The 26,508-nt window shown below is 60.4% G+C and carries 22 protein-coding genes and 2 pseudogenes; 15 read left to right on the plus strand and 9 right to left on the minus strand.

What is annotated here, in order from left to right:
• The first annotated feature begins 272 nt into the window (after positions 1-272).
• Positions 273-2,138, plus strand: a complete 1,866-nt coding sequence (locus HJB89_RS11665) for an aminopeptidase P family protein (protein WP_221149898.1) — start codon at positions 273-275, stop codon at positions 2,136-2,138.
• Positions 2,139-2,244: 106 nt separating this feature from the next.
• Here the strand turns inward: HJB89_RS11665 and HJB89_RS11670 are convergent, their stop codons facing one another.
• Together HJB89_RS11670 and HJB89_RS11675 are read right to left on the minus strand one after the other, a co-directional pair.
• Positions 2,245-2,553 carry an AzlD family protein gene (locus tag HJB89_RS11670; protein WP_207581108.1) on the minus strand — a complete coding sequence of 103 codons (309 nt, stop codon included), beginning with the start codon at positions 2,551-2,553 and terminating at the stop codon, positions 2,245-2,247.
• 3 nt (positions 2,554-2,556) lie between these two features.
• The gene (locus HJB89_RS11675; protein ID WP_207581107.1) at positions 2,557-3,285 is read right to left on the minus strand and encodes an AzlC family ABC transporter permease; all 729 of its coding nucleotides are present in this window, start codon (positions 3,283-3,285) and stop codon (positions 2,557-2,559) included.
• Positions 3,286-3,418: 133 nt separating this feature from the next.
• On the opposite strand from HJB89_RS11675, the gene HJB89_RS11680 reads away from it, so the two are divergent.
• On the plus strand, positions 3,419-3,682 hold the full coding sequence (locus tag HJB89_RS11680; protein ID WP_221149900.1) for a DUF2164 domain-containing protein: 264 nt from the start codon (positions 3,419-3,421) through the stop codon (positions 3,680-3,682).
• 45 nt (positions 3,683-3,727) lie between these two features.
• Here the strand turns inward: HJB89_RS11680 and HJB89_RS11685 are convergent, their stop codons facing one another.
• From HJB89_RS11685 to HJB89_RS11695, 3 genes are all read right to left on the minus strand, one after another.
• Positions 3,728-4,393, minus strand: coding sequence for a dihydrofolate reductase family protein (locus HJB89_RS11685; RefSeq protein WP_221115789.1), 666 nt, complete (start codon positions 4,391-4,393; stop codon positions 3,728-3,730).
• A gap of 92 nt (positions 4,394-4,485) precedes the next feature.
• A complete protein-coding gene (pncA, locus tag HJB89_RS11690; protein ID WP_207581104.1) occupies positions 4,486-5,121 on the minus strand; it encodes a bifunctional nicotinamidase/pyrazinamidase in 636 nt (211 codons plus the stop codon).
• Positions 5,122-5,361: 240 nt separating this feature from the next.
• Complete coding sequence (locus HJB89_RS11695) at positions 5,362-5,859, minus strand: hypothetical protein (protein ID WP_221149901.1); 498 nt, start codon at positions 5,857-5,859, stop codon at positions 5,362-5,364.
• 363 nt (positions 5,860-6,222) lie between these two features.
• Here HJB89_RS11695 and HJB89_RS11700 point away from each other — a divergent pair, with 363 nt between their 5' ends.
• The gene (locus tag HJB89_RS11700; protein ID WP_207581102.1) at positions 6,223-6,570 is read left to right on the plus strand and encodes a hypothetical protein; all 348 of its coding nucleotides are present in this window, start codon (positions 6,223-6,225) and stop codon (positions 6,568-6,570) included.
• 27 nt (positions 6,571-6,597) lie between these two features.
• Here HJB89_RS11700 and HJB89_RS11705 read toward each other — a convergent pair whose 3' ends face one another.
• Positions 6,598-9,078, minus strand: coding sequence for an ATP-dependent helicase (locus tag HJB89_RS11705; RefSeq protein WP_221115788.1), 2,481 nt, complete (start codon positions 9,076-9,078; stop codon positions 6,598-6,600).
• Between the two features lie 263 nt (positions 9,079-9,341).
• Between HJB89_RS11705 and HJB89_RS11710 the strand changes: the two genes are divergently transcribed.
• The 4 genes from HJB89_RS11710 to HJB89_RS11725 all read left to right on the plus strand — a co-directional run bounded on the left by HJB89_RS11710 (position 9,342) and on the right by HJB89_RS11725 (position 15,003).
• Entirely contained in the window at positions 9,342-9,818 is a 477-nt protein-coding gene (locus HJB89_RS11710) for a VOC family protein (protein WP_207581100.1), read from the plus strand.
• Positions 9,819-10,225: 407 nt separating this feature from the next.
• Positions 10,226-12,169 (plus strand): PrkA family serine protein kinase, encoded by a 1,944-nt coding sequence (locus tag HJB89_RS11715; RefSeq protein ID WP_207581099.1) that lies wholly within the window; start codon positions 10,226-10,228, stop codon positions 12,167-12,169.
• Between the two features lie 12 nt (positions 12,170-12,181).
• Positions 12,182-13,456 (plus strand): YeaH/YhbH family protein, encoded by a 1,275-nt coding sequence (locus HJB89_RS11720; RefSeq protein ID WP_207581098.1) that lies wholly within the window; start codon positions 12,182-12,184, stop codon positions 13,454-13,456.
• Positions 13,453-15,003, plus strand: a complete 1,551-nt coding sequence (locus HJB89_RS11725; protein WP_221149902.1) for a SpoVR family protein — start codon at positions 13,453-13,455, stop codon at positions 15,001-15,003. The genes HJB89_RS11720 and HJB89_RS11725 overlap by 4 nt, the downstream gene beginning before the upstream one ends.
• 345 nt (positions 15,004-15,348) lie before the next feature.
• Here the strand turns inward: HJB89_RS11725 and HJB89_RS33595 are convergent, their stop codons facing one another.
• The gene (locus HJB89_RS33595) at positions 15,349-15,582 is read right to left on the minus strand and encodes a hypothetical protein (protein ID WP_311044075.1); all 234 of its coding nucleotides are present in this window, start codon (positions 15,580-15,582) and stop codon (positions 15,349-15,351) included.
• A gap of 105 nt (positions 15,583-15,687) precedes the next feature.
• Here HJB89_RS33595 and HJB89_RS33740 point away from each other — a divergent pair.
• From HJB89_RS33740 to HJB89_RS11765, 7 genes and pseudogenes are all read left to right on the plus strand, one after another.
• Positions 15,688-15,837: pseudogene (locus HJB89_RS33740) on the plus strand (transposase); the annotation flags it as partial.
• 231 nt (positions 15,838-16,068) lie between these two features.
• Positions 16,069-16,382, plus strand: a pseudogene (gene tnpB / locus HJB89_RS33745) (IS66 family insertion sequence element accessory protein TnpB).
• 201 nt (positions 16,383-16,583) lie between these two features.
• Positions 16,584-18,272, plus strand: coding sequence for an arylsulfatase (locus tag HJB89_RS11745; RefSeq protein ID WP_221132082.1), 1,689 nt, complete (start codon positions 16,584-16,586; stop codon positions 18,270-18,272).
• A 458-nt stretch (positions 18,273-18,730) separates the two neighbouring features.
• Positions 18,731-19,009 carry a hypothetical protein gene (locus HJB89_RS11750; RefSeq protein ID WP_221149904.1) on the plus strand — a complete coding sequence of 93 codons (279 nt, stop codon included), beginning with the start codon at positions 18,731-18,733 and terminating at the stop codon, positions 19,007-19,009.
• Positions 19,006-19,287, plus strand: coding sequence for a hypothetical protein (locus HJB89_RS11755; RefSeq protein WP_221132081.1), 282 nt, complete (start codon positions 19,006-19,008; stop codon positions 19,285-19,287). Before HJB89_RS11750 ends, HJB89_RS11755 begins: the two co-directional genes overlap by 4 nt.
• Before the next feature lie 135 nt (positions 19,288-19,422).
• Positions 19,423-21,126, plus strand: a complete 1,704-nt coding sequence (locus HJB89_RS11760; RefSeq protein ID WP_221149905.1) for a tetratricopeptide repeat protein — start codon at positions 19,423-19,425, stop codon at positions 21,124-21,126.
• Between the two features lie 89 nt (positions 21,127-21,215).
• A complete protein-coding gene (locus tag HJB89_RS11765) occupies positions 21,216-22,199 on the plus strand; it encodes a transporter (RefSeq protein ID WP_221149906.1) in 984 nt (327 codons plus the stop codon).
• 169 nt (positions 22,200-22,368) lie between these two features.
• Here the strand turns inward: HJB89_RS11765 and HJB89_RS11770 are convergent, their stop codons facing one another.
• Positions 22,369-23,382 carry an HAD family phosphatase gene (locus tag HJB89_RS11770; RefSeq protein WP_221149908.1) on the minus strand — a complete coding sequence of 338 codons (1,014 nt, stop codon included), beginning with the start codon at positions 23,380-23,382 and terminating at the stop codon, positions 22,369-22,371.
• The gene (locus HJB89_RS11775) at positions 23,357-24,304 is read right to left on the minus strand and encodes a formylglycine-generating enzyme family protein (protein ID WP_221132130.1); all 948 of its coding nucleotides are present in this window, start codon (positions 24,302-24,304) and stop codon (positions 23,357-23,359) included. The genes HJB89_RS11770 and HJB89_RS11775 overlap by 26 nt, the downstream gene beginning before the upstream one ends.
• Positions 24,305-24,660: 356 nt before the next feature.
• Between HJB89_RS11775 and HJB89_RS11785 the strand changes: the two genes are divergently transcribed.
• Positions 24,661-26,448, plus strand: a complete 1,788-nt coding sequence (locus HJB89_RS11785; RefSeq protein WP_221115878.1) for an arylsulfatase — start codon at positions 24,661-24,663, stop codon at positions 26,446-26,448.
• The last annotated feature ends 60 nt before the right edge of the window (positions 26,449-26,508 follow it).

Below are 26,508 nucleotides of genomic sequence, written 5' to 3' on the forward strand. Positions count from 1 at the left end.
AATTCCTTTGTTTCAGGTTCATCGCGAACCGTTCGATAGCGTCTATATAGCTATTCTGAAATGCGGAGGCAGAGGGTTTCGCTCATGGGAGCCATGCGGCAAATGCATAAAGCGTGCCAAATTAACTTTTCGCGTCACAGTTCTGTCAAAATGTGGGGCGGCACGACGGGTTTTGACTCGTTTCGTCGCTTTTTCTCCCCATCGATTGAAATTTCGCTAACATGGCCGGCATCCCATTTACCGGATTCGTCTCAATCATTCGGGTTTTCAGCATGTTCCAGTCCTTCGACGTCACCTCCACGCCGCAGTTCGGCAGGGATCGGGTATCGGCGCTGCGCGCTACTTTCGATTCGCTCGGTATCGACGCCTTCCTGGTGCCGCGTGCCGATGAGTTCAACGGCGAATATGTTCCCGCCGGTTCGGAGCGCCTCGCATGGCTGACGGGCTTCACCGGCTCGGCCGGCATTGCGCTCATCCTACGCACGCAGGCGATCGTTTTCGTCGACGGGCGTTATGTGACGCAACTTGCCGAACAGGTCGACGGGTCGGTCTTCTCGGGCGGCGATCTCGTCAACGAGCCGCCGCATCTCTGGCTGGCTGCAAACGGCGCCAAGGGCTTGCGGCTCGGTATCGATCCCTGGCTGCATGCGGGCGCCGAGGTGCGCCGTCTGGAAAGAGCGCTTTCAGAGGTCGGCGGCACGCTGGTCTTCCTGCCGCACAATCCGCTGGACAGGCTCTGGAGCGACCGGCCGGCCGAGCCGCTCGGCGCGGTCAGCATCCAGAATGTGGCGCAGGCCGGCTTGCTGGCGAGCGACAAGATTGCCACGATCGCCGCCGACCTTGCGAAGAAGAAGCTCGCGGCGGTGCTGATCGCCGATCCGTCCTCGGTCGCCTGGACCTTCAACATTCGCGGCGCCGACGTGCCGCACACGCCGCATCCTTTGGCCCGCGCCATCGTCCATTCCGATGGGCGGGCCGAACTCTTCCTCGACAAGCGCAAGACCGGCATCGAGCCCGAAGCCTATCTGGCACAGATCTGCGCGCAGATGCCACCCTCGGCGCTGGAGGAGAGACTCACTGTCGTTTCCACGGATGGCGGCCGCGTGCTGATCGACCCGGATATCGCCTCCTATGCGCTGGCGGAGATCATCCGCAAGGCAGGCGGCGAAGTGGTGGAGGGCGCCGATCCCGCCAAGCTGCCGCGCGCGGTGAAGAACGACGTCGAGATCAACGGCTCGGCCGCCGCGCATCTGCAGGATGGGGCAGCGATGGTGGAATTCCTCTATTGGCTGTCGCAGACGAAACCCGGGACGGTGAGCGAGATCGCTGCCGCCGAGCATCTCGAAGCGTCGCGTGCCCGCGTCGGGCAGAGCATGCAGAACCCGCTAAAGGACATTTCCTTCGACACGATTTCGGGTGCCGGCGAACATGCGGCGATCATGCATTACCGCGTGACGACCGAGACCAACCGGATGATCGAGGCCGGCGAACTCTTTCTGATCGATTCCGGCGCGCAATATATCAATGGCACGACCGATATCACCCGTACCGTCGGCATCGGCACTGTCTCGGAAGAGCATCGCCGCTTCTTCACGCTGGTGCTGAAGGGAATGATCCAGATCAGCACGGCGCGTTTCCCAAAGGGCACGCGCGGCTGCGACCTCGATCCGCTCGCCCGCATCGCGCTGTGGCGGGCAGGCGCCGATTTCGCCCATGGCACGGGCCATGGCGTTGGCTCCTATCTCTCGGTGCATGAGGGGCCGCAGCGCATCTCCAGGCTTTCGACGCAGGAACTGCTGCCCGGCATGATCCTGTCGAACGAGCCGGGCTATTACCGGCCTGGCAGCTTCGGCATCCGCATCGAAAACCTGATCTATGTGCGCGCGGCCGAGGAGATCGACGGCGGCGATGCGGCGATGCTCGGCTTCGAGACGCTGACCTTCTGCCCGATCGACCGCAGCCTCGTCATTGCCGAGCTTCTGACCCATGACGAGTTACACTGGTTCAACGACTATCACCGCCGCACATGCGAGGCGCTGATGCCGCTCGTCCACGATCACGATGTCAGGGCTTGGCTCGAAAATGCGACGCTGCCGCTAGAACAGGATGATTTTAGGCCGGGTCGGCCTAAAATCTGAATCCTGTTCTACATTATCGAGTTGCAGCATGATGTCATGAGAAAACCGCTCAGACTTTTCGGCATCATGCTCTAGAATATTGAGATGCCGGCCTTCGGGCCGGTGCTCAGACGCCGATCGTGTGGCGCCACGCCATCACGACGATCCAGGCGGCGACCAGCATCCAGCTATGCGAGACGCGCAGGCCGACGAAGAGGGCGACGACCAGCGCCAGCTTCGAATCCCAGCCTCCGATGAAGAAGGCGGGGGCGACCAGCGTCGTCAGCACGGCGGCCGGCACGGCGTTCAGCGCCGCCTCCATGCGCGGCGGGATGTGCTTCATCCTGGTGATGAGGATATAACCGCCGATGCGTGTGGCGTAGGTGGCGACCGCGGCTGCCAAGATGACGAGCGCCATGTGAAGGTCGAATTCCATGGCTCAGACCTCGTGAATTTCGGATTGAAGGGCGTCGGCCTCGAGATCACCCGGTTGCGGCAGCGGTAATAGAGCGGCAAGCACGATGCCGGCGGCGGCGCCGAGGCTGACATGCCAGGGCGAACCGACATAGCGATAGGCAAGCACCGACGCGACCGCGCTGACGAGTGCCACGGGCAGGAAATTGTCGCGTTTGCGGAAACCGAGGACGATGCCGAGGAAATAGGCCGGCAGCAGGATATCGAGGCCGATCGCTTTGGGATCACCGATGAAGCCGCCGAGCAGGCCGCCGCCGACGCTGATCAGCACCCAGGGGATGTAGATGATGATGCCGAAGCCGAGATACCAGGCGAAGGTCACCGGCAGGCCGGCCTCGCCGCGTTTCACCGCTTCGGCAAACTGCGGATCGACGAGCAGGAAGAAGGTGAAGAACTTTTGGACCGGCGTGAAATCGCCGATATAGCGCGCCATCGCCGCCGAATAGAGCACGTGGCGAAAATTGACGGCAAGGATCGACAGCACGATCAGCCAAGCATGGACATTATGCCCGAAAAGTTCGATGCCGACCATCTGGCTGGCGCCGGCATAGACGGTGCCGCTCATAAGGGCGATCTCGGGAAGCGACATGCCGTTTTCGACCGCAAGCGCTCCGAACAGGGCGGCAAAGGGCGCCGACGCCAGCGCAACGGCGAAGCCGCCCCGCAAACCTTCAACAAAGTCGGCGCGAGTCATGCGATCTCATCCTGTTGGAATCCAAGGTTTCCCTTATGGTCTATGGTCTGCGTCGGCAATTGAATTTCATTGATTGACCAATCGATTTCGCTGAACCATCAAAGTCCTGATCGCATCCGGCAAAGAGGAAACCATGAAGAAAATCGAATTTTCGAAAGAGGCGAAGACGACGATCGTTTCCAGCATCCGCCGCTATTTCGAAACGGAACTCGACCAATCGATCGGTGTTCTGCCGGCAGAGTTCCTGCTCGACTTCTTCGCCGATGAGATCGGCGCTCATTATTACAATCAGGGCCTGCGCGACGCGCAGGCGGCGCTTCTCAAGAAGATGGAGGACCTGGCGGAAGATATCTATCTGCTGGAGCGAGATGAGAAGAGCAAGGGCACGATCCCGTAAACGGCGCGCGGCGACGCGGCCCAAGATTTCAGAACGAAGAGGCGTTCAGCCCTCGCGCTTCATCCGCTCCCGGCGGGCGATTTCGGCTTCGGAGGGCTGCGCCAGCTCGAACGTTCCCGTCTTGATTGCGCCTCCACGCGCGTAGACGCTCATGATGACGCCGGTCGTCGAAACCGTGTTGGCGGTGAGCTTCAGCGCCTCCGGCTTGGCACCCTTGCCGAACAGGCGCTTGCCTGTGCCGAGGATCAGCGGGAAGGTCAGGAGCCGGAACTCGTCGATCAGGTCGTGCGTCAGCAAGGTTTGCAGCAGGCCACTGCTGCCCTGTGTCAGGAGGTCGGGGCCGTCCTGCTGCTTCAACCGGGCGATTTCGGCGGCGGCATCGCCGCGCAGCGCAACGGAATTTTCCCAGGTCAGCGGCTTTTGCGAGGTGGTCGCGACATATTTGGTCACGGCGTTGAAGACCTTGCCAATCGGATCGTCTTTCCCGACGAAGGGCCAGTGCGCGGCGAAGATCTCGTAAGTCTTGCGGCCGAGCAGCAGTTCGAAGGGATCGGTAAAGATCCCGCCCATGAACTGGCCCATCGGCTCGTCCCAATAATTGACGGTCCAGCCGCCTAGGGTGAAGCCGCTGGTCGGATCCTCCCGCGGCCCGCCAGGCGCCTGCATGACGCCATCCAAACTCACAAAGGCTGCGGCAACAACTTTTCTCATCACGCCGCTCTCGTCATCGGTGTATCTCCAGCAAGGACGATGCGGCAGGTGCCGATCCGACATACGATGCGGTCTTTTTTCGAGGCATCGAGCTACCTAACCAGCACCTCGGCGCTGTCGATGATGGCGATGCCATGCGTCCGCATCTCATCGATGGCGGCGGCGACGCCTTCGGGGGTGATGCCGCGGCTGGCGTCCTCGATGAAGCGGACGCGGACACCCGGCATCATCTCCAACGCGTCGAGCGCGGAGAATTTGACGCAGTAATCGGTCGCCAGCCCGCAGACGTCGAGGTCGGTGACACCCTGGTCCTCAAGGAAATCGGAAAGGCCGGTCGAGGCATCGCGGTCATTGTCGCGGAAGGCCGAATAGCTGTCGATGTCGGGATCCTCGCCCTTCTGCTGGATCAGGTCGATCTCTTCGGATTTGAGCGCGGGATGCAGTTCAGCATCGAGCGTGCCCTGGATGCAGTGGTCGGGCCACATCATCTGCGGCTTACCCGACAGTTCCCCCATCTCGAACGCTGCGGCGTCCGGATGGGCGGAGGCGAAACTGCCGTGGCCCGGCGGGTGCCAATCCTGCGAGGCAACGATCAGATCGTATTTGCCGCTGTCGATCAGGCGGTTTGCGACGGCAACCACCTTGTCGCCATCCGGTACCGGCAGGTTGCCGCCCGGACAGAAGCCATTCTGAATGTCGACGAGCAGCAGCGCTTTTATCAAGGCCAATCCCTTCGCTTGTTCCAGTATCAGACGCCAAGCACATTGAACGCATCAACTAGTGGATTTCCAGACGCCGACGCGCAAGCGTTAATTCTCGTACTAGCGGTAGTAACCGGCTGTAAAAGAATGCTCTAATACAATCAGTGAGAGAATTGCCGGCGACTCTCGTGTCGAAACGGAAGGGGAGACGTAAGACGCTTTTGCATCTGGCGGATCGAGGCTCCCCCGGCGGAGCCCCATGCCGAACTACGCCGCGGTCACGTCGTCGGCGGGATCACTTGCTGCGGCGGAAGCGCCGTAGGTATTGCGGTGGGCCTGGAGAGCCGTCTGCATGTCGCTCAACACTTTGGTGAGGAGCGGATCGCTATCGCCTGACGCATTGATTTTACTTGGATCGGCGGCGAGGAATTCGGACTCGGTCAACTTGCCGTCGCCATTGGTATCCATTGCGGCGAGGACGCCCTTGGAATCGTCGCTCTGATCGCCGCCGTCGCCCTGATTGTCGCTGTCGTCGGTTTTCTGCAAGGACAGCATCAGAGACAGGATGTCGGCGGTGATCTTCTTGGCGATATCAGTGCTGCTGTCGTCGCTATCGCCGTCAGTCGCGGTCGTGCCTGATGTCGAGGACTGTGATGCGGCGGCGAGCTCGTGTGGTGAAATGACGCCGTCGCCATTCTTGTCGAGACTGGAAAGCGGAGACTGGTACTGGGTTAATGTGCTGCCGAGAGATGAAACACTGGTCACTTGAACCTCCTTTAAAAAGTTCGTCGTGAGGCCCGCCTTTCATGGACGGGCAGCTTCCGAGCTAAGCTGATTTGCAGAAAGCGTCAAAGCGACGTTTTGACACGTTAACTTTTCGGTTACCAAATATATCCTATTGGAATTGTTGTATTTTTATCGACAGATGGATTCTGTCGAATTGGGTTCCGCGTCGGCGATCACATGAGACCGCGCTGGCGGTGCTCGCGGAAAGGGCCTTGAGCGCTGCGCCGGCTCTCCGCCGCGACGGCATTTCGTCCGCCCTTCCGGACGCGCGATGCGAGGGCGATCTTGCTCCCGGGCGCGATTTCTGCCTTTCTTGCTCAGACGCAAGCCGGAAGCGAAACCATGTCCGAGCCAGAGCCGAACGAGAAGATCGATGCGACGTTCCGAAACGGATCGCTGACGGCGACCGGGATCATCCTCGGTTTCTCCCTTAATTTCATCAGCGTCTGGGTTTCCAATCCCAATGACTGGAGCCGCATCGATATCCTGCCGATGCTGTTCCTGACCATCGGCATAGCCATTCAGGTGAAGGTCTTCGCCGATTTGCTGGCGCGCAATTCCCTCATCGCCGTCAAATATGATCGGTCGCGCCGGCTCTTTCTAATCGGATTGGGAGTCGTCGCCGCGGGGATCGGCATCGCCCTCGTCAATGATATCCTGGGTCTTGGAAGGATGCGGATGCTCGGGTGAGCGTTTTCCCGCCATGCTGACGCGACGTCAGACGCGCTCGACGAACCCGTCCAACACCCGCTTCTGTCCAGCTCGGTCGAACTCGATCGTCAGCTTGTTGCCTTCGATGCCGGTGATGTTGCCGTTGCCGAATTTCAGATGGAATACGCGGTCGCCGAGCGTGAACTTCGACGGTTCCGACGAGGTGGATTTTGCCACCAGTTCGCCTTCGATCGTGCGCCCCTTCGGGCCGCTTTCGCCATAGCCGATACGTTCGACGGCGTGGCCGGAGCGGGAGCCCCAATTGTCGCGCGTGGCGTCGGTCTTGTTGGCCTGGGCGCGTTTCCAGCCGGGGGTGGAATAGGAATTGGCGAAGGGTTCTGATTTGTCGAAGCGGGACTGGCCGTAGCCGCCGCGGCCATACCCACCATAGCTCTGCTCCATTTCGGCGACCTCGACATGGGTTTCCGGCAGTTCGTCGAGGAAACGCGAGGGCAGGGTTGACTGCCAGAGGCCGTGGATGCGCCGGTTGGAGACGAACCAGATATGGCAGCGGTGTTTGGCGCGGGTGATGCCGACATAGGCAAGGCGGCGTTCCTCCTCCAGGCCGGCGCGACCGCTTTCATCCAGCGCGCGCTGATGCGGGAAGAGGCCTTCCTCCCAGCCGGGGAGGAAGACGGTGTCGAATTCCAGCCCCTTGGCCGAGTGCAGCGTCATGATCGAGACGGCATCGAGATTCTCGTTGGTCTCGGCGTCCATGACCAGCGAGACGTGCTCGAGGAAGCCGCGCATCGACTCGAAGCTTTCCATCGAGCGGATGAGCTCCTTCAAGTTCTCGAGGCGGCCGGGGGCTTCGGCACTCTTGTCGTTCTTCCACATGTCGGTATAGCCGGACTCTTCGAGGATCTGCTCGGCAAGTTCGGTATGCGGTGTGTTTTCAAGCAGTTCCTGCCACCGGCGGAAAGATTGAATCACATCGAAGAGTGCCTTTCGCGCCTTCGGCTTCAGCTCATCCGTTTCGATGATGTCGGCGGCTGCCGCAAGCATCGGGATATCGCGGGCGCGCGCGTAGTCATGCAGCGCGCGCACCGTCGTATCGCCGAGGCCGCGCTTCGGCGTGTTGACGATGCGTTCGAAGGCCAAGTCGTCGGCGGGCTGGGCGACCATGCGGAAATAGGCCATCGCATCGCGGATCTCCAGGCGCTCGTAGAAGCGTGGGCCGCCGATGACGCGATAATTGAGGCCGAGGGTGACGAAGCGGTCTTCGAATTCGCGCATCTGGAAAGAGGCGCGCACGAGAATCGCCATATCGTTCAGCAGATGCTTGCCGCGCTGAAGCTGCTCGATTTCCTCGCCGATGGCGCGGGCTTCCTCCTCCGAATCCCAGGAGGCGTGGACCTGCACCTTGACGTCGTTTGGATCGGAGCGGTCGGTAAACAGCGTCTTGCCAAGCCGCCCTTCATTATGGGCGATCAAATGGGCAGCAGCCCCGAGAATATGTTCGGTCGAGCGGTAGTTGCGCTCGAGCTTGATGACCTTGGCGCCGGGGAAATCCTTTTCGAAGCGCAGGATATTGTCGACCTCGGCGCCGCGCCAGCCATAGATCGACTGATCGTCGTCGCCGACGCAGCAGACATTCTGCTTCTCGCCCTTGGAGCGCTGGGCGAGAAGCCTCAACCACATATACTGGGCGGTGTTGGTGTCCTGGTACTCGTCGACGAGGATATAGCGGAAGCGGCCGTGATATTCCTTCAAGAGATCCGGGTTCTTGCGGAAAATCGCGATCGGATGCATCAGCAGGTCGCCGAAATCGCAGGCGTTCAGCGTCTTCAGGCGTGCCTGATAGGCAAAATAGAGATCGCGGCCACGGCCATTGGCAAAGGCGCGGGCATCGCCCTCAGGGATATCGGCAGGGCCTAGACCCTTGTTCTTCCAGGTGTCGATCATGCCGGCGAACTGCTTGGCCGGCCACCGCTTGTCGTCGAGGCCTTCGGCCTGGATCAGCTGCTTGATCAGACGGACGACGTCGTCGGTATCGAGAATGGTGAAATCGGAGCGCAGGCCGACGAGCTCGCCGTGGCGGCGCAGAAGCTTGACGCCGATCGAGTGGAAGGTGCCGAGCCAGGGCATTCCCTCGACGGCGCCGCCGACGAGCAGTGCGATGCGCTCCTTCATCTCGCGGGCGGCCTTGTTGGTGAAGGTGACGGCGAGGATCTGCGACGGGAAGGCGCGGCCGGTATTGAGGATGTGGGCAATGCGGGTGGTCAACACGCGCGTCTTGCCGGTGCCGGCGCCTGCAAGCACGAGGACCGGGCCTTCCAGGGTTTCGACGGCTTCGGTCTGCTCGGGGTTCAGTCCGGTAAGATAATCCGGCCGGGCGCCGCCGTCGCGGGCCGCCATCGCGCGAGCGGCAATGCCGCCGCCGGGGGCGGGCGCTCTTGCTGCGGGCGCGGCAGGCGGCTGCGGCTTGCGCGCCATCTCGTCCGGCTCTTCGTCGAAGAAGGGAATATCGTCGAAACTATTGCTCATGGCGCGTAATGTAGTGATTCGGGAAGGAAAGACCAGAAAAGATGTTCTGCTTTCATTCCCGAGCCACCGCTAATCCAAGCGGGTTACTGCGGGCGGCAAGGCCGCCGGCCGGCGCGGCTGCGCTCGCCATGTCGGCTGGAATGGGGCGAAAATTTCTAATCGCAGTCTGTCGGAACCGGCGCCGGCCGGGCGTCCTTGGATCGGGCTTGGATCATCGGGCAGTAGTCTGGGGACATGCTCATCAACAACAAGGAGGCTGTTGCATGGCGAAGGTCGTTTCAAATCTTTGGTTCGCGGAGGAAGCCCGTGAAGCTGTCGAATTCTACGTGTCTGTTATTCCCGACTCCAGGATCGGCCGCACCACCATATTGCCGGCGGAGACGCCGAGCGGACCTCCCGGCAGCGTCGAGCTGATTGAGTTCACACTCGGCGATCAGGCCTTCCTGGCAATGAAGGCCGGCCCGCTCGATAGCTTCAACCATTCCTTCTCGATCGCGATTCTCCTGGAAGGCCAGGCCGAGATCGATCGGATATGGGAAGCATTCCTAGCCAATGGTGGCACGCCGGAGGCCTGCGGCTGGCTGAAGGACCGCTGGGGCCTGTCCTGGCAGATCGTGCCGCGCATGCTTGCCGAGATGATCGCTGACGACAACCGCGAGCGGGCCAGGCGCGTGACCGAGGTGATGCTCGGCATGGTCAAGATCGATGTCGCTGCGCTGGAGAAGGCATTCAACGGCTGAATTGCCGCGGCGGGGGACGGTCGCGACGATTGGCTCACGGCCCGGATGCGCCCGTTTCCATCATGTCAGGAGCGGGTCGGCACGTGCTGGCCAGCATCGACTCTGCGCAGATTTGGCTGCCAATCGCCGATTTTTCCAGAGTTCGAATCACGGGCGACATTGCACACCCTTTTCATCTTTCTGTCACGTCGCGAAATGTGCTGATACCGCAGGGGTGCTTTTTTCAACTATAATGAGAAACAGTTTCGTAGAGTAAAAATAACCGGTGCATGCACGTTTTTGTGCGTTGCAAGAAACAGCCGGTGAGCGTCGAATATACCTACGAAATTATTGATTCTTAGGAACGTCGTAGCCATCTCGATGGTTATACGACTTTGAGCCTGCGGCATAACCTTAATGGAGGGCCCATGCTGAACGAATCCGTATTCGATGCGTTTACGCGCAGTTACGAAGCACGCCGCGAAACCGATATGTCGGTGGCCGAGTATCTCGATCTCTGCAAAAAGGACCCGATTGCCTATGCCAATGCGACGGAGCGCCTGCTCTCCGCGATAGGCGAGGCGCAAATGGTCGATACCGCCAAGGATACGCGGCTTGGCCGGATCTTCATGAACAGGACCATCCGGATCTATCCGGCCTTTACCGGTTTCCACGGCATGGAAGAGACGATCGAGCGCATCGTTTCCTTCTTCCGGCACGCGGCACAGGGGCTCGAGGAGCGCAAGCAGATTCTCTATCTGCTCGGCCCGGTCGGCGGCGGCAAGTCTTCCTTAGCGGAGCGGCTGAAGCAATTGATGGAGGTTCATCCAATCTATGTGCTGAAGGCGGGCGACGAGATCAGCCCCGTTTTCGAAAGTCCGCTCAACCTCTTCGATCCGGAGACGATGGGGTCGCTGCTCCAGGAGCAATACGGTATCCCGCTGCGGCGCCTGAACGGGCTGATGAGCCCGTGGTGCCTGAAGCGGCTCGACGATTTCGGCGGCGATATTTCCCGCTTCCGTGTCGTCAGAGTTCAGCCTTCGCGGTTGCGCCAGATCGCCATCGCCAAGACCGAGCCCGGAGACGAGAACAATCAGGATATCTCGTCGCTGGTCGGCAAGGTCGACATCCGCAAGCTGGAGACCTACTCGCAGAACGATCCCGATGCCTACAGCTATTCCGGCGGGCTCAACCGCGCCAATCAGGGTATCCTTGAATTCGTCGAGATGTTCAAGGCGCCGATCAAGATGCTGCATCCGCTGCTGACGGCGACCCAGGAGGGGAACTATATCGGTTCCGAGAATATCGGCGCCATACCCTTCTCAGGCGTCGTCCTTGCGCATTCGAACGAAGCCGAATGGCAGACCTTCAAGGCCAACAAGAACAACGAGGCCTTCATCGACCGCATCTGCGTGATCAAGGTGCCCTATTGCCTCAGGGTGATGGAGGAGCAGAAGATCTACGAGAAGCTGATCGAGGGATCGGAGCTGGCGGATACGCCATGTGCCCCGGCAACGCTCGAAATGCTGGCCCGTTTTTCCGTGCTCTCACGCCTGCGCAAGCACGAGAACTCGACGTTCTTCTCGAAGATGCGCACCTATGACGGCGAGAGCCTGAAAGAAACCGACCCGCGCGCCCGCAGCGTTCAGGAATACCGGGATGCTGCCGGCATCGATGAGGGCATGGACGGCATATCGACCCGCTTCGCCTTCAAGGTGCTTGCCTCGACCTTCAATCACGACACCACGGATATCGGCGCCGATCCTGTCCATCTGATGTATGTGCTGGAACAGTCGATCCGTCGCGAGCAGTTTTCCGATGATGTCGAGAAGCGTTATCTGGAATTCATCAAGGCCGATCTTGCGCCACGTTATGCAGAGTTCATTGGCAATGAGATTCAGAAGGCCTATCTTGAATCCTATGCGGACTACGGACAGAACCTGTTTGACCGCTACGTCGATTATGCCGATGCCTGGATCGAAGACGTCGACTTCAAGGATCCCGATACTGGCCAGCTTCTCGACCGCGAGCTCCTCAATCAGGAATTGACGAAGATCGAAAAGCCGGCAGGCATTGCCAATCCGAAGGATTTCCGCAACGAAATCGTCAAGTTCTCGTTGAGGTCCCGGGCATCCAATGGCGGAAAAAATCCGTCATGGACAAGCTACGAGAAGATCCGGGAAGTGATCGAGAAGCGTATGTTCTCGCAGGTCGAGGATCTTTTGCCGGTCATTTCCTTTGGATCGAAGAAGGACTCGGAAACAGAAAAGAAGCATAGCGAATTCGTCTCGCGCATGGCCGCGCGGGGTTACACGGAGAGGCAGGTTCGGCGCCTCGTCGAATGGTACATGCGCGTCAAACAGGCAAGTTAATGCGGAGCCAATATGCACATTGTCGACCGTCGGCTAAATCCGCGCGGTAAAAGTCTCGAAAATCGGCAACGGTTTCTTCGGCGCATGAAAGGTGCCGTGCAGCAGGCGGTAAAGCGTTCTCTGCAAAACCGAAACATTCGCGATGTGCTCGACGGCGGTGAGATCAGCCTGCCGATCGACGGAATGGCCGAACCGAGCCTTCGGAGGGGCGACGGCGGCACCGCCGATCACATTCTGCCGGGAAACAGAGCCTTCGTAGAAGGCGACATCATTCCGCGGCCGCCGAGCGCGAGGGGCGGAAAACCAAAAGATGCGGGCGAAGGCGATGGGGAGGACGGTTTCCGCTTCGTGCTCACCCGGGAGGAATTCCTTGATGTATTTCTCGATGACCTGGAACTTCCAGACCTTGCCAAACGGCGTCTAGCCGAAACGGAAGAGGAGACTCCGGTGCGGGCCGGCTATTCCGTCTCCGGATCGCCGTCCAACATCGCCGTCGGCCGCACAACGAGACTTGCAATGATGCGCCGCGTCGCGCTTCACCGTCCGCGTCGCGAAGAGATCGAAGCCCTGCAGCGGCAGATCGAGGAGTGCGAGGACGACGAGAGCCGCCTGGCGTTTGAGTCAAAACTCAAATCCCTAACGGAAAAAAGCCGGCGCATTCCCTATATCGATCCGCTCGACGTACGATATCGCCGTTTCGAGAACGAGCCGAAGCCTGTGGCCAAAGCCGTGATGTTCTGCCTTATGGACGTCTCCGGCTCCATGTCGGAACACATGAAGGATCTTGCCAAGCGGTTTTACCTGCTGCTCTATCTTTTCCTGTCGAAGCGCTACAAGAAAGTGGAGATCGTCTTCATCCGCCATACCGACAAGGCCGAGGAAGTCGACGAGGAAACCTTCTTCTACGGTCCGGCGACCGGCGGCACGCTGGTATCCAGCGCGCTTGTTGCCATGCGTCGGATCATTGCTGCGCGTTTCGATCCGGCAGAGTGGAATATCTACGGCGCCCAGGCCTCGGACGGCGACAACGCCCATTCGGACGGAAATTTGAGCGGACAGCTGCTGCGCGAGATTTTGCCGCTATGCCAGTACTTCGCCTATATCGAGGTGGGCGAAGAAGGCGGCGACTCTTCCGTATCCCGTTCACCGCTTTGGATGCTCTATGACGGGATCCGTTCAGAGCTGCTGCCGCTTTCGATGCGCAAGGTCTGCCGGCGCGGCGAGATATTCCCTGTTTTCCACGATCTCTTCCAGAAGCGGGATGCACAGTCGAGGGTGACGCCATGACCATGACGATGAGGCCAAGGGAGCGGCTGTTGTTCGAGGGGGCGGACTGGGACTTTTCAACGCTCCAGCGTATCCACGACGCCTGCGAGGAGATCGCGCTCGGCGAACTCGGCCTCGATGTCTATCCGAACCAGATCGAAGTCATTACCTCTGAACAGATGCTCGATGCCTATTCCTCGACCGGCATGCCGCTCTTTTATCGCCATTGGTCCTTCGGCAAGCACTTCGCGCATCACGAAGCCTTCTACCGCCGCGGCATGCGCGACCTCGCCTACGAGATCGTCATCAACAGTTCTCCCTGCATTTCCTACCTGATGGAGGAGAACACGGCGACGATGCAGACGCTCGTCACCGCGCACGCGGCGTTTGGCCACAACCACTTCTTCAAGAACAACTATCTCTTCAAGCTCTGGACCGATGCGGAGGGCATCCTCGATTACCTCGACTTCGCCAAGGGTTATATCACCCGCTGCGAAGAACGTTATGGCGAGACGGCGGTCGAGCGGACGCTGGATGCGGCGCATGCGCTGATGTCGCACGGGGTGCATCGATATGCGGGCAAGACCACCATCGACCTTCGCCAGGAGGAGAAGCGGCAGCAGGAGCGCCGTGCCCACGAGGAGCAGATGTTCAACGATCTGTGGCGCACGGTTCCCGTCGGAAAGGCCAAAAAGACGAGCGACCACGGTCTGGAGAAGCGCCGCGCCGCACTTGGCCTTCCGCAGGACAACATCCTCTATTTTCTTGAGAAAACCGCGCCGCGGCTGCAGCCATGGCAGCGTGAGATCCTTCGCATCGTCCGCCATGTCGCTCAATATTTCCATCCCCAGCGGCAGACCAAGGTGATGAACGAGGGAACCGCCACCTTCGTCCATTACAAGATCATGAACCGGCTGCATGAGCGGGGGCAGATCAGCGACGGAAACTTCCTCGAATTCTTGAAGTCCCACTCCAACGTCGTGTTCCAGCCTGGCTATGACGACCGGCGGTTCTCGGGCTTCAACCCCTATGCGCTCGGTTTTGCGATGATGCAGGATATCGAGAGGATCGTCACGAAGCCGACGGAAGAAGACCGCGCGTGGTTTCCGGATATATCGGGACGGGGCGATGCGATGGCCGTCCTGCGCGACATCTGGGCCAATTACCGGGATGAGAGTTTCATCAGCCAATTCCTCAGCCCGAACCTGATCCGCCAGTTGCGGCTATTCCATCTCTACGACGACCCGGAACAGACCGAGGGTGTGCTGGTTTCGGCGATCCACAATGAGCGCGGATACCTGCGCATCCGCCGCCAGCTTTCCCGCGAATACGATATCGGCTGGACCGATCCGGCAATCGATATCGTCGATGTCGACCTCGCCGGTGACCGCCGCCTGCTGCTGCAACATATCATGATGAGCGGCAGCTATCTTCAGGAAGCCGACACGAGGCTTGTCCTGCAGCACCTCGCCGATCTCTGGGGCTACGACGTGTTGCTTCAGGAAATCGATAGTTCGAACACCGTGGCCAGAGAACACACGGCGAGCCCGCGCAAGATCGGGCAATGATCGGTGACGTTTTCCCGGAGGTGCTGGACTGTATGTCGTCGTTTTTCCACGCTGATCGCTGCGATCTGGATCGTTCCGACGGCTTCCGGATCGGGAACTGTAAGTTCAGGCCCGCGAAAATCTGCCACCGCGGCGCGCCATCGCCGTCATGCCAGACGGTATATTGAGGTTCGATGAAGGCATTCATGGTGGCGCCCTTGTCAAGCACGAAGACCTTTCCGATGCCGAAACCGACCGGGATGTAACTGTCGCCGCTTTCGAAGTTGAAGTTCCACGTCGCCGCGGACCGAAGATACCTGCCGCCCGAAAGGTTGATGTTGACGATGGGTTCGAAGGTGAGGAGGCTCACGTCCTCGCTCTCTCCCGCAAAGGACGTCTGGTAGGCGGCGAGGCCGCCGAGCAGTCCCCAACTCTGGGGGCGACGGCGACGCCGGCTGCACCCACCTGCAACATGCCGCCGCCGAGGAAATCGTCCGTCGCCGTCGGCAGGACGATGAGCGGGCCGACGCCGAATGTGAGCTCGCCTTTCTTAGGCAGGATGAAAATGCACATCAGCGTCAGGTCGCCGAGACCCGTCACTTAGCCGGACGGCACGTTGGGCGTAACCGATGTTCTACTACCACGTTGTTCTCGCGACCCTAATATGTGATCGCCTTTCCATGGACTAGCAACGGGAGTTTCTCCATGGAGACTACATTGGAGGTTCTCACGACCAGGAAGTCTGGGCGTGAGGTTCACCGACACTGGCCGGACGAGGTCAAGGCGCAGATCGTTTCGGAGAGCCTCCGGCCCGGTGTGGCGGTCAATGAAGTCGCGGAGCGCTATGGATTGAGGGCGAACGCTTTCGACTTGGCGCACGATGGCGCGGCAAGGCAAACTGGTACTACCCGCACCCGAGGATGCAGCGGAGTTTGCAGCGGTGATCATCGATCCGCCCGCTTCGGAGCCGCCGATCAAAAAGGCCAGTCGCCCGGAGATCATCATCGGTTCCGTCACTATCCGCCTGGAAGAAGGCGCGTCTGCGGCCCGGATTGCCGCTGTTGCGCGTGCCTGCGCCGTTCCGGCATGATCTTTCCCCCGAACCGCGTCCGGATCATGGTAGCGACCAAGCCGGTCGACTTCCGCAGGGGCCACGATGGCTTGGCTGCACTGGTCAAGAATGAGCTGCACAAGGACCCGTTCACCGGCACCATTTTTGTATTCCGTTCGCGTTGAAGCTGATCTACTGGGATGGCAGCGGTCTGGTGATGGCATACAAGCGGCTGGAGGAACACACCGTCACCTGGCCGGGCATCAAGGATGGCCTGATGACCTTGGGCCATGCTCTGTTTGCTGGTCATGACGCAGGAGTTAAGAATTGGGCGATCATTGCGACGTAACGGGTGCTCAAAGCAACTGCCGATCAGGATGTCCCTCCGGAATGTGCCCGAAGCTAACCTGACCGACATCAATTTACGCCCAAATTAACCGTAACGTACTTCCATCGGCACGAGATCATCTGTTGGATCATCCGGTCTTCACACGCGTCAGTCGTGAGATCGACAAAGGCATTTTAACGCCTGTTCCAACGGAGAAATTTCATGGCAGATGATCTGAAGGATGTCTCTTTGCACGAAGATCGCGCTGGCCTGACGCGGCGCGACGTTCTTGTTGCGACGACGGCTCTCACAGCAGCAACTCTATCGCTGGTTTCAGCGAAAAGCGCGAGCGCGCAGCAATCGGCACAACCGGGAGGGGCTGGCAAGAAGCCGAACATCCTCATGATCATGGGAGACGATATCGGTTGGTTCAACATCAGCGCCTACAACATGGGGGTGATGGGCTATCGGACTCCCAATATTGACAGGATCGGTAGAGAGGGAGCGACGTTCACGGATTGGTATGGCCAGCAGAGCTGCACGGCTGGTCGCGCCGCCTTTATCACTGGTCAGTCGCCGATCCGTACCGGCCTGACCAAAGTGGGAAGTCCCGGCGCAAAACTCGGGCTTGGACCCGATGATCCATCGGTCGCGAACGTCTTGAAGTCGCTTGGCTACGCCACCGGCCAGTTCGGCAAGAACCACCTCGGTGATCGCAACGAACATCTGCCGACGGCGCACGGGTTCGACGAGTTCTTTGGGAATCTCTATCACCTCAACGCCGAGGAGGAGCCCGAAAATCCGGACTACCCGAAGGACCCAAGCTTTCGTGCACGGTTTGGACCACGAGGCGTTCTGAGAACCAAATCGAGCGATACCGACGACCCGACTGTTGACCCTGCATTCGGCAGGGTCGGCAAGCAGGTAATCGAGAACACCGGTCCGCTCGACGTCAAGCGCATGGAGACTATCGACGAAGAGTTCCTATCCGCCGCCAAGGATTTCATCAATCGCAAACACCAGAGCGGATCACCATGGTTCTGCTATTTCAACACCACCCGCATGCACATCTTCACCCATCTGAAAAAGGAATCTCAGGGCAAGACGGGTCTGGGTGTCTATCCGGACGGCATGGTCGAAACTGACGGCCACGTTGGTCAACTCCTGCAGTTACTCGACGACCTCGGCGTCACGGAGGAAACGATCGTCGTTTATACGACGGACAACGGAGCCGAAGTTTTTACCTGGCCTGATGGTGGAGCGACGCCGTTCAAGGGCGAGAAGGCCACCAACTGGGAAGGTGCGTTCCGCGTTCCCTGCCTTATCCGCTGGCCCGGCGTAATCAAGCCCGGCACGATCATCAACGACATCTGCGCGCATGAGGACTTCATCCCAACCTTCGCTGCAGCGGCCGGAGATAACGACATCGTGGGGAAGTTGCTGAAAGGCTATGCACTCGGCGGACGGGACTTCAAGGTCCATCTCGACGGCCGCAACCTCATGCCTTTTCTTAAAGGCGAGGTGGCTGCATCACCGCGCGAGGGCTTTCCCTACTGGAGCGACGACGGCGATCTGATGGCAATCCGCGTCGGCAATTGGAAAATTGCGTTCCTTGAGCAGAACGTCGCAATCAATACAGAAACACCGTTGGGTGTCTGGCAGGGTCAATTCACCAAGCTGCGCGTTCCCATGCTGTACAATCTGCGTTCCGATCCGTTCGAACGAGCCACCACAAGTATCTACTATGGAGACTGGCAGGCACGCCGTGCTTTCGCGTTCGTGCCAGCGCAGGTCATCGTCGGACAATGGTTGGAAAGCTTCAAGGAGTTCCCACCGCGCGCCAAAGCGGCAAGCTTCACTGTCAGTGACGCGATGGAACAGATCACAACAGCAGCGCCTGGCCAGAACTGAGGCGGAGAGCAGATTGAGGAAACTTATCTTCGCCAGTTATTGGCTGCGGCCACCGATGTCCGCAGTGTCACTCTTTGGCCGGCGGTGGTGCTCGAGTGCGGCGAGAGGTGTTTTCAAATATCCGTGCCGTCTTCGCGATAGTTGCCGCGTCTATCACGGTTGCAATCGTCGGCATCGACAACAGGAATTCAGTCAAGGTGGGAGCGGCGCGCTGCTTACCGTTGGGCGCGGCTGCGACGGGAAGAGTGAATCTGATGAGTTGAGGCCGGCCCCACATGTCAGGGGGGATCAGGCCGCGCAACAGCAATTGGTTCGCCTCAGGGTATCCAGGCGTGCCGATGAAGCTCGGAATGTAATAATCCTGGAAGTTGATCGTGACCTTGGGCGTCAGCTGATTGTTGGCCTCGTTGACCTCTTAATGCTCCTGGCCGGAGGCGCCACCTGCGAGCAGGGATCCAATGGCAGCAACAAGTGATGCAAACTTCTTCATGCTGGCGGCTCCGGCAGCGCTGTCCGAGAAGCTCAGCACGACTTCGATCAACGAGGGAGTACGTTACAGTAAATTCAGAACATCGCCGATCGCCTGCTACCGGCGGCGGATCGGGACGGCGCAGATGTGTGCAACCGCACCGAATCTGGAAAGCGGCGTCCGGTTTTACCGTAACGTACTTCCCATGAGTTCAAGTTCCGCCTCTAATCGACAGACGGGTCGAATGGAGAGCGGCATGAGCCGATGAGCACCAGGCCGGGAGATGGCAAGCCGATACCGATCGAACAACAGGGGCTTTGGCGGCTCATGTTGAAGCTCCCTTCGTTGCGCGGACAGCTCCAGATCCTCGGCCGCAAGTCGAATTCGCTCGGAAGTCTCTTCGAGGCCTACCACGATGCGGCGACGACGCTCGACCGACTGCTGAAGGACGAGTTCCGCAGCGACCCGGCTATGGTGCGCGAATACGAGGCGATCTGTTCCGAGATCGAAGCCGACGTGATCAGGTATTGTCTCGATCATCCGTAGCGTGTCGAAACAGGGCGCCGGTCGCCCAACGCTAAACATCCTTGGTTTAATAAGAATATTCTGTTGCAACTACAGGGCATCCGGACGATAAATGCTTCCGGAATACTTTAGCTTGGACCAACGCGAGGGGCGGTCATGAGTGCTGAAGTAAGGGATGCAGACACGGTCAAGGTTACGACAGCGGATGCCGAGGCGGAACTCGGAAGGCTGATCGCCGACGTCAGGTTCCACGCCACGGAGCGTCAGAAGGCGATCCTCATCTATCTTGCCGAAAAACAGATCGCCGGCTGCGACGACAGCACCAAAGCCTACGCTATCGCCATAGACGTCCTGGGCAGGCCAAGCGGCTTTGATCCATCCACCGATCCCATCGTGCGCATCGAGATGAGTCGGCTGCGCTCGGCGGTCTCCAACTACTACGAGGCCTTCGGCGTCGAAGGCGATGTGGTCATCGGCCTCCCAAAGGGACGGTACGTCGCCGACTTCAACCGCGTATTCCTCCCCGCCGAGGTGGGCGACCTGGAACGTGGGGAGGAGATCGCTGCAGAAGAGCCCGAGCTGACGTCGGGCTCGTCACCGGCCCATGGTTTCCGGATGTCTGCGCGCGCGGCTCTTTTTGCGATAGCCGGCGCGATCGTCGCGGCCGGTGCCGGAGCGACCCTCTACGGCCGGCAGCCCGTGTTCACACAACAGCCTGTCGTCGCCATCTCCATTCAGGCGGCCGACGACGACCTGAGGGGGGAGGCGAGCCAGACGCGCGACTTGCTCCTCACTGCCCTGACGCGCTTCCAGACACTGACCGTTTCCGCTTCGGCTCCGCCGCCGCCATCTTCAAGGCTCGGCGTTTACCGTGTGGAGATGAAGTACTACTCGGACGGCGACGAACGAATGGTATGGTGGCAGGTCCTTGACGGCCGGGCGCAGGACGTCCTGCGGTCGGGGATCGAACGGGTGGAGGCGGATGGAAGAACGCCGGTCGCGGCGAGGGCCGAACTGGTCGCGATCCTGGCGAGGCGGTTCGCCGCCACGCGTGGTGTGATCAACAATATCGAGCTCCATGAGACGTCCTCAGCGTCGCTCGGCAATGCCTGCGTGCTGCGGGCGGAATATCTCGTCGACGAGGGGGGGAGCGGCGACATGGCGCAGATGGCGGACTGCCTCGGCCGCACCATCGCCGCCGACCCGCTGGACACCGACGCCATGGCGACATTGTCGCGTCTGCTGCTTGCTCCGGCAGGCGCCGCAACCGATCCCGCGATCATGCGGCGAGCGATCGCGCTGGCGAACCGTGCCGTGTCTCTCGCCCCACTGTCCGACCGGGCGCAGATGGCGCTCATGGCCGCGCACTTTTTTTCGGGAAGGACGGAGGCGGCGATCGGTGCAGGCAACCGCGCGCTCGCGCTCAATCCCAACAACCCGGAGGTCAGCGCCAAGCTCGCACTGGTACTCTACTTCTCGGGCTTCTGGGAGGCCGGCAGTTCGCTTGCCCAGGACGCGGGGAGATCGGTCGATTCCCTGCCCCGCGATGCGCAGTTGGTGCTGGCGCTCGACGCCTACCGGAGCAACGACTGGTCGGAGGCGTCGCTGCTCGCCGAGCAGATCAACTTCGGAGACGATCTCGTCCGGGCGATCAGGGCCGCCTCCCTCGGCGAGCTTGGATCAGACCAGGCGAAGGGGAGGCTTGCCGATCTGAGGGCCTCCAGCCCCGGCTTCGAGAGCGATCTTTTCAGGAAGCTGGAGGCGCGGGGGGTGAAGCCGTCGATCACGGCGTCGCTGGAAGCCGGGCTGACGAAGGCGGGCGCTTCGTTCACCAGCCGCGGCGTTGCCGTGGCGGATTAAACGCAAGTTACGGCCGATTACCGTAACGTACTTGTCCTCGAAGCGGTCTTTGCGAAGCTGCGCCGGACAGGAGTCATCTGGAGAGCGACATGCAACGATATTCGAAGGCGACGACGGTTCTTTTGGCGGGGGCGGCCGTCGCTCTTCCATCGGCGGTCTTCGCCGCAGAGGGCGGAGCGGGCTTCTACCTGCTCGGATCGAAGGGTCCGGCTGCGGCGATCACGCCGCCTCCAGGCGTCTATTTCCAGAGCGACTTCTACTACTATTCCGGTGACCTCGGCGGCGGCACGGCCCTGCCGACGGGCGGACGCCTCGCCGTCGGCGTCGAAGGACAGGCGGCCATCGAAATCCCGACGGTCATCTGGATCCTTCCCGAGGATATCGCGGGAGGCCATTTGGGCCTCAGCGCCACGCTTCCGCTTGGCTGGAAGAACGCCGACGCCGACGTCACGCTTGCCGGTCCACGGGGCGGAAGCGCTACCGGTTCCGTCTCCGACGATGTCTTCACGATTGGAGATCCACTGGTCAGTGCTTTCCTGGGATGGGAGCAGGGAAACTTCCACTGGCAGGTCGGCACCATGATCAACATCCCGATCGGCGACTACCAGGACGGCGAGATTTCCAATATTGCCTTCCACCACTGGGGCGCCGATGTGTTTGCCGCGACGACCTGGCTCGACCCGACTACGGGATTCGATCTCTCGGGTGTCATCGGCATGACCTTCAACGCCGAGAACCCGGCCACCGACTACCGGACAGGCAACGAGTTCCATTTCGAATGGGCGGCCGTCCAGCACTTCAGTCCCGAGTTCGACGCCGGTCTTGTCGGCTATTACTACGATCAGGTGACGGGAGACTCCGGCGACGGCGCGCCGGGACCGTTCAAGGGCAGGGTGGCTGCCATCGGCGCGACGATTGGATGGACCTTCAAGGCAGGCGAGGTGCCCGTCTCGACCCGACTGAAGTATTTCCACGAATTCGCAGCGGAGAATCGGGCAGAGGGCGACGCCGTCTTCCTGACGATCGCCGTCCCCTTGTCGATCACCAAGCCGACGACCATCGCCGCGCAATAGAGGCGGCGATGTCGGCCGCTCGTGGGAACGCCAACGTATAACCCCGAAAATCGGAATCGATTTGAGGACGAAATTATGCAGCAATTCAAAGTGCTACAGCGTCCTTTGCGCGTCTGAAAAGACGCGCGGCGCTGTAGGGCGTCCTTCGTCTTACTGGACACGCGGCGCTCTAGTTCTCGAAGCCGTAGACCTTCTTCCAGTCCGCCTTCATGTCCACCACCAGCCAGTTTCGCCGCTCGGCCTCGTCGAGGGCTTTGTCGAGCTTCCCGAACTCGGACTTCCGGTCGTAGGCGTATTCCCGCTCCGCGTCGGTGTGATGCACGATCATCGCAAAGGCAGGTCCCTTCGCCGCTGTGACCCAACGCAGCATCTCGTAATCGCCATCGGAGTTCCCGGCGACAAAGATCGGCTTCCGGCCGATGAACTTGTTGATGCCGGCAGGCTTGCCGGGACCGTCGTCGACGAAGTCGATCTTCGGCAGCCGCTTCAACACAGGGACGTCGCCCACGACAGCATATTCGGTCGCAATCGTGCTGCCGACGACCTGCTCGGGCGGGATGCCGTAGGCCTTTTCGGTGATCGGGCGCATGAACTCGACGCCGCCGCCGGAGACGATATAGGTCTTGAAGGCATTGTCCCTGAGGTAGTCGAGCAGCTCCCGCATCGGCAGGAACGTCATCTCGTCATACGGCCTGCCCGTCTTCGGATGCTTGGCCGTGGCGAACCAGTCGGTCACGATCTTGGCGAACTGGTCGGTGGTCATGCCGGCATGCGTCGCCATTCCCAGCTCGACGATGCCCTTCTCGCCGCCCTTGGCGATCCCCTTGAGATCGCCTTCGAGAATGCTCTTGAACGGCTCTTTCGTCTTCCATTCCGGATGCTTCGGTGCCAGTGTTTTCACCCGGTCGAGCATGAAGCCGAGCTGGAAATAAAAGGGCTGCTCCGACCAGAGAGTGCCGTCGTTGTCGAAGACCGCGATCCTGTCCTGCGGAGCGACGTATCCGTCGCCGCCTTCGGTCGTGGTCGCCTTGACGAATCCCACGATCCTGGTCTTGGCGACGGTGTCGCTCCATGATGGAAGGATCTCTTGCGCCAGCACAGGAAAGGCGCCGATCAGCATGAGGACGATCCAGGCGACGATGGAAGTGATAATTGTATCAGTGGCTTGTAAACGAATTCTCATCTGATTTCTCCCTGGCCGCTCTCTTCACGCATCGGAACCCCACATGACTGGTGGAAGTGTCCTCCGGCTCGGCATGGCGGGCGGCGGGACGGTATCGCCGGCAGTAGTTCGGAGCGCAGAGATGCGAGCCGCCTTTCAGCACGCGGCGTGGAATCCTGATCTCCGGCTGGCGGGGATCGTAACTCCCTTCGGCACCGGCGCCGCGTGGATTGCTCGGGATACAGCAGGAGTGCTTTGCCGGTTCCGGATGTCGCGTCGACCAGTAGTCGTCGGTCCATTCCCAGACGTTGCCGATCATATCGTAGAGGCCGTAGCCGTTCGGCGGATAGGTCTTGACCGCGCTCGTTCGCTCGGTGCCTTTCGGCTTCGTCGAATGCGTCGGAAAGGTGCCGGCCCAGGTGTTGGCCATGACGATGTCGCCGGGCATGATGTGATCGCCCCAGGCATACTCGGCGTCCTCGATCGCGCCGCGGGCGGCAAGCTCCCATTCGGCCTCGGTCGGCAGGCTGAGACCGGCCCAGTCGGCGTAGGCGTTCGCATCCGACCAGGCGACATGCACGACCGGATGGTCGAGCTTTCCACGCAGATCGCTGAGGCCTCCGAGAGGACGCCGCCAGGTCGCGCCGAATTTGAAGCTCCACCACTGCGCAATATCCGGACCGCTGACCGACTTCGGCTGCGTGAAGACGAGCGATCCGGCTCTCAGCATGTTCGGAAGTGCTCCCGGATAGTCTTTCGGATCAGGCGCCTTCTCCGCCATCGTAACATGGCCCGTTGCCTTGACGAACTCCGTGAACTGCCTGTTCGTGACGGGCGTCTCATGGATCCAGAAGCCGTCGACCTCCACGGGATGGGCGGGCGCCTCCTCGGGATAGTGGTCGTTCGATCCCATCGTGAAGATCCGGCCGGGAATCAAGATCATTCCGTCAGGCGCTGCCGGGGTTTCGTTTTCGGTGTCGAATGCCAAAGCCGTCGTCGCCTCCGATGTTGGAGAGGGTAGCTTCGCGCGGAAGCGGCGTAAACTGGAAGTACGTTACGGTAAATGACGTCGTCGCTGGAGTAACCGACCATGCCTGCGGCGCGCGATGTTACGCAGTCATTTACCGTTACGTACTTGCACAACTTCCTCGTGGTGTCAGCTTGCCGGCGTTGGGGCTGGAATGCCGAGCCCTCAGCGGCACGAGCGACGACCGCATTGCGTTCCACGAATGGGCGTGGGAGGCCCGGGCCGTTGACCGAAGGCGTCGTGCCCAACCGGACCTACGGGAGCCAGTCAACATGTCTGAAGACGACCTTTCCGAACACAAGCACCATAACGGCATGAGCCGGCGAGACCTGCTGCTGGCGGGAAGCGCACTCACGGCCGCCGCTCTGGCGGTGCCGGCCGCGTCGCCCGCCCGGGCCCAGACGCAGCCCGCGCCTTCAGGAAGCAAGCCTAACATTCTCATCATCTTTGGCGACGACGTCGGCGTCGCCAACATCAGCGCCTATTCGAACGGACTGATGGGATACGAGACCCCTAACCTCGACAGCATCGCGAGGGACGGTCTGAAGTTTCAGCACTACTACGCCGAACAGTCCTGCACCGCCGGCCGCTCGGCATTCCTCACCGGACAGCACATCATCCGAACCGGCCTCAGCAAGGTCGGCTTCCCCGGTGCGCCGATGGGCATGAGCCAGCTCGACCCGTCGATCGGCGGTCTCCTGAAGAACCTCGGCTACGCCACGGGTCAGTTCGGCAAGAACCATGTCGGCGATCGCAACGAGTCGCTGCCGACCGTGAACGGCTTCGACGAATTCTTCGGCAATCTCTATCACCTCAATGCGGAGGAAGAGCCGGAGCTGCCCGATTACCCAAAAGACCCCGCCTACCTTGCGAAGTACGGGCCGCGCGGCGTTCTGCGCTGCAATGCGACGGAGGTGGACGACAAAACTATGGACCCGCGTTTCGGCAAGATCGGCAAGCAGACGATCGAGGACACGGGCGCGCTCACCAAGAAGCGCATGGAGACCATCGACGACGAGACGTCGGCCGCCGCCATCGACTACATGAAGCGGCAGCAGTCCGCGGGCAAGCCGTTCTTCTGCTGGTTCAATGCAACCCGCATGCATTTGAGGACCCATGTCCGCGAAGGTCATCGTGGCCGCTACACGCACGGCGACAGCGAATACATCGACGGCATGATGGAGCACGACGACACGGTCGGTACGTTGCTCAAATCGCTCGACGATATGGGAATCGCGAATAATACCATCGTCCTCTACACGAGCGACAACGGTCCGCATATGAACACTTGGCCGGATGCGGCGATGACATACTTCCGTTCGGAGAAGAACACCAATTGGGAAGGCGCCTTCCGCGTGCCTTGCTTCGTGCGCTGGCCCGGCGTCATCGAGCCAGGCACAGTCACCAACGAGTTGATGAGCCACAACGACTGGATACCGACGCTGTGCGCGATCGCCGGCGAACCTGATATCGTCGGCAAGTTGAAGGCCGGCTACACCGCCAACGGGATCGAATACAAGGTGCACCTCGACGGCTACGACCAGTCCACCTTCCTGAAGGCGGCCAAGGGAAGTGCCGCAAACAACAATGGCGCGAAGAGTGTCCGAAAGTCGTTCTTCTACTCCGACGACGACGGTTTGCTCGTGGCGATGCGCCAAGGCGACTACAAATATGTCTTCTCCGAGCAGCGCAAGGAAGGAACGATGGGCCTGTGGGCGGAACCGTTCACGACGCTGCGCCTGCAGAAGATATTCAACCTGTTCCAGGACCCTTTCGAGCGCGCGGATATCACATCCAATACCTTCTGGGACTGGCAGCTCAACCACGTCGGTTCCGCCTACGGGATGATGGAGGAGGTGTTCGAGTTCGTGGCTACCTTCAAGGAGTTTCCGCCTCGGTCGTTCCCGCCGTCGTTCAATCCGGCAAACGTCATGGAATCCACGCTCGATAGCATCAAGCAGCGGGAGGAGTTCAGGAAGAACCTCGATCTCGACCGGATCAGGGGCGGCCTCAACAAGATGATTGACGATGCCTTCCAGAAGAGCGCCAATCCGCAGTGACGAACCAGTCGCTCCGGCCGACCAAAACGGAGTCGGGGCGACGGGCAGTTCCTAACATAT

The organism is Rhizobium sp. NZLR8 (genome assembly GCF_019685025.1).
Taxonomy (GTDB): Bacteria; Pseudomonadota; Alphaproteobacteria; order Rhizobiales; family Rhizobiaceae; genus Rhizobium.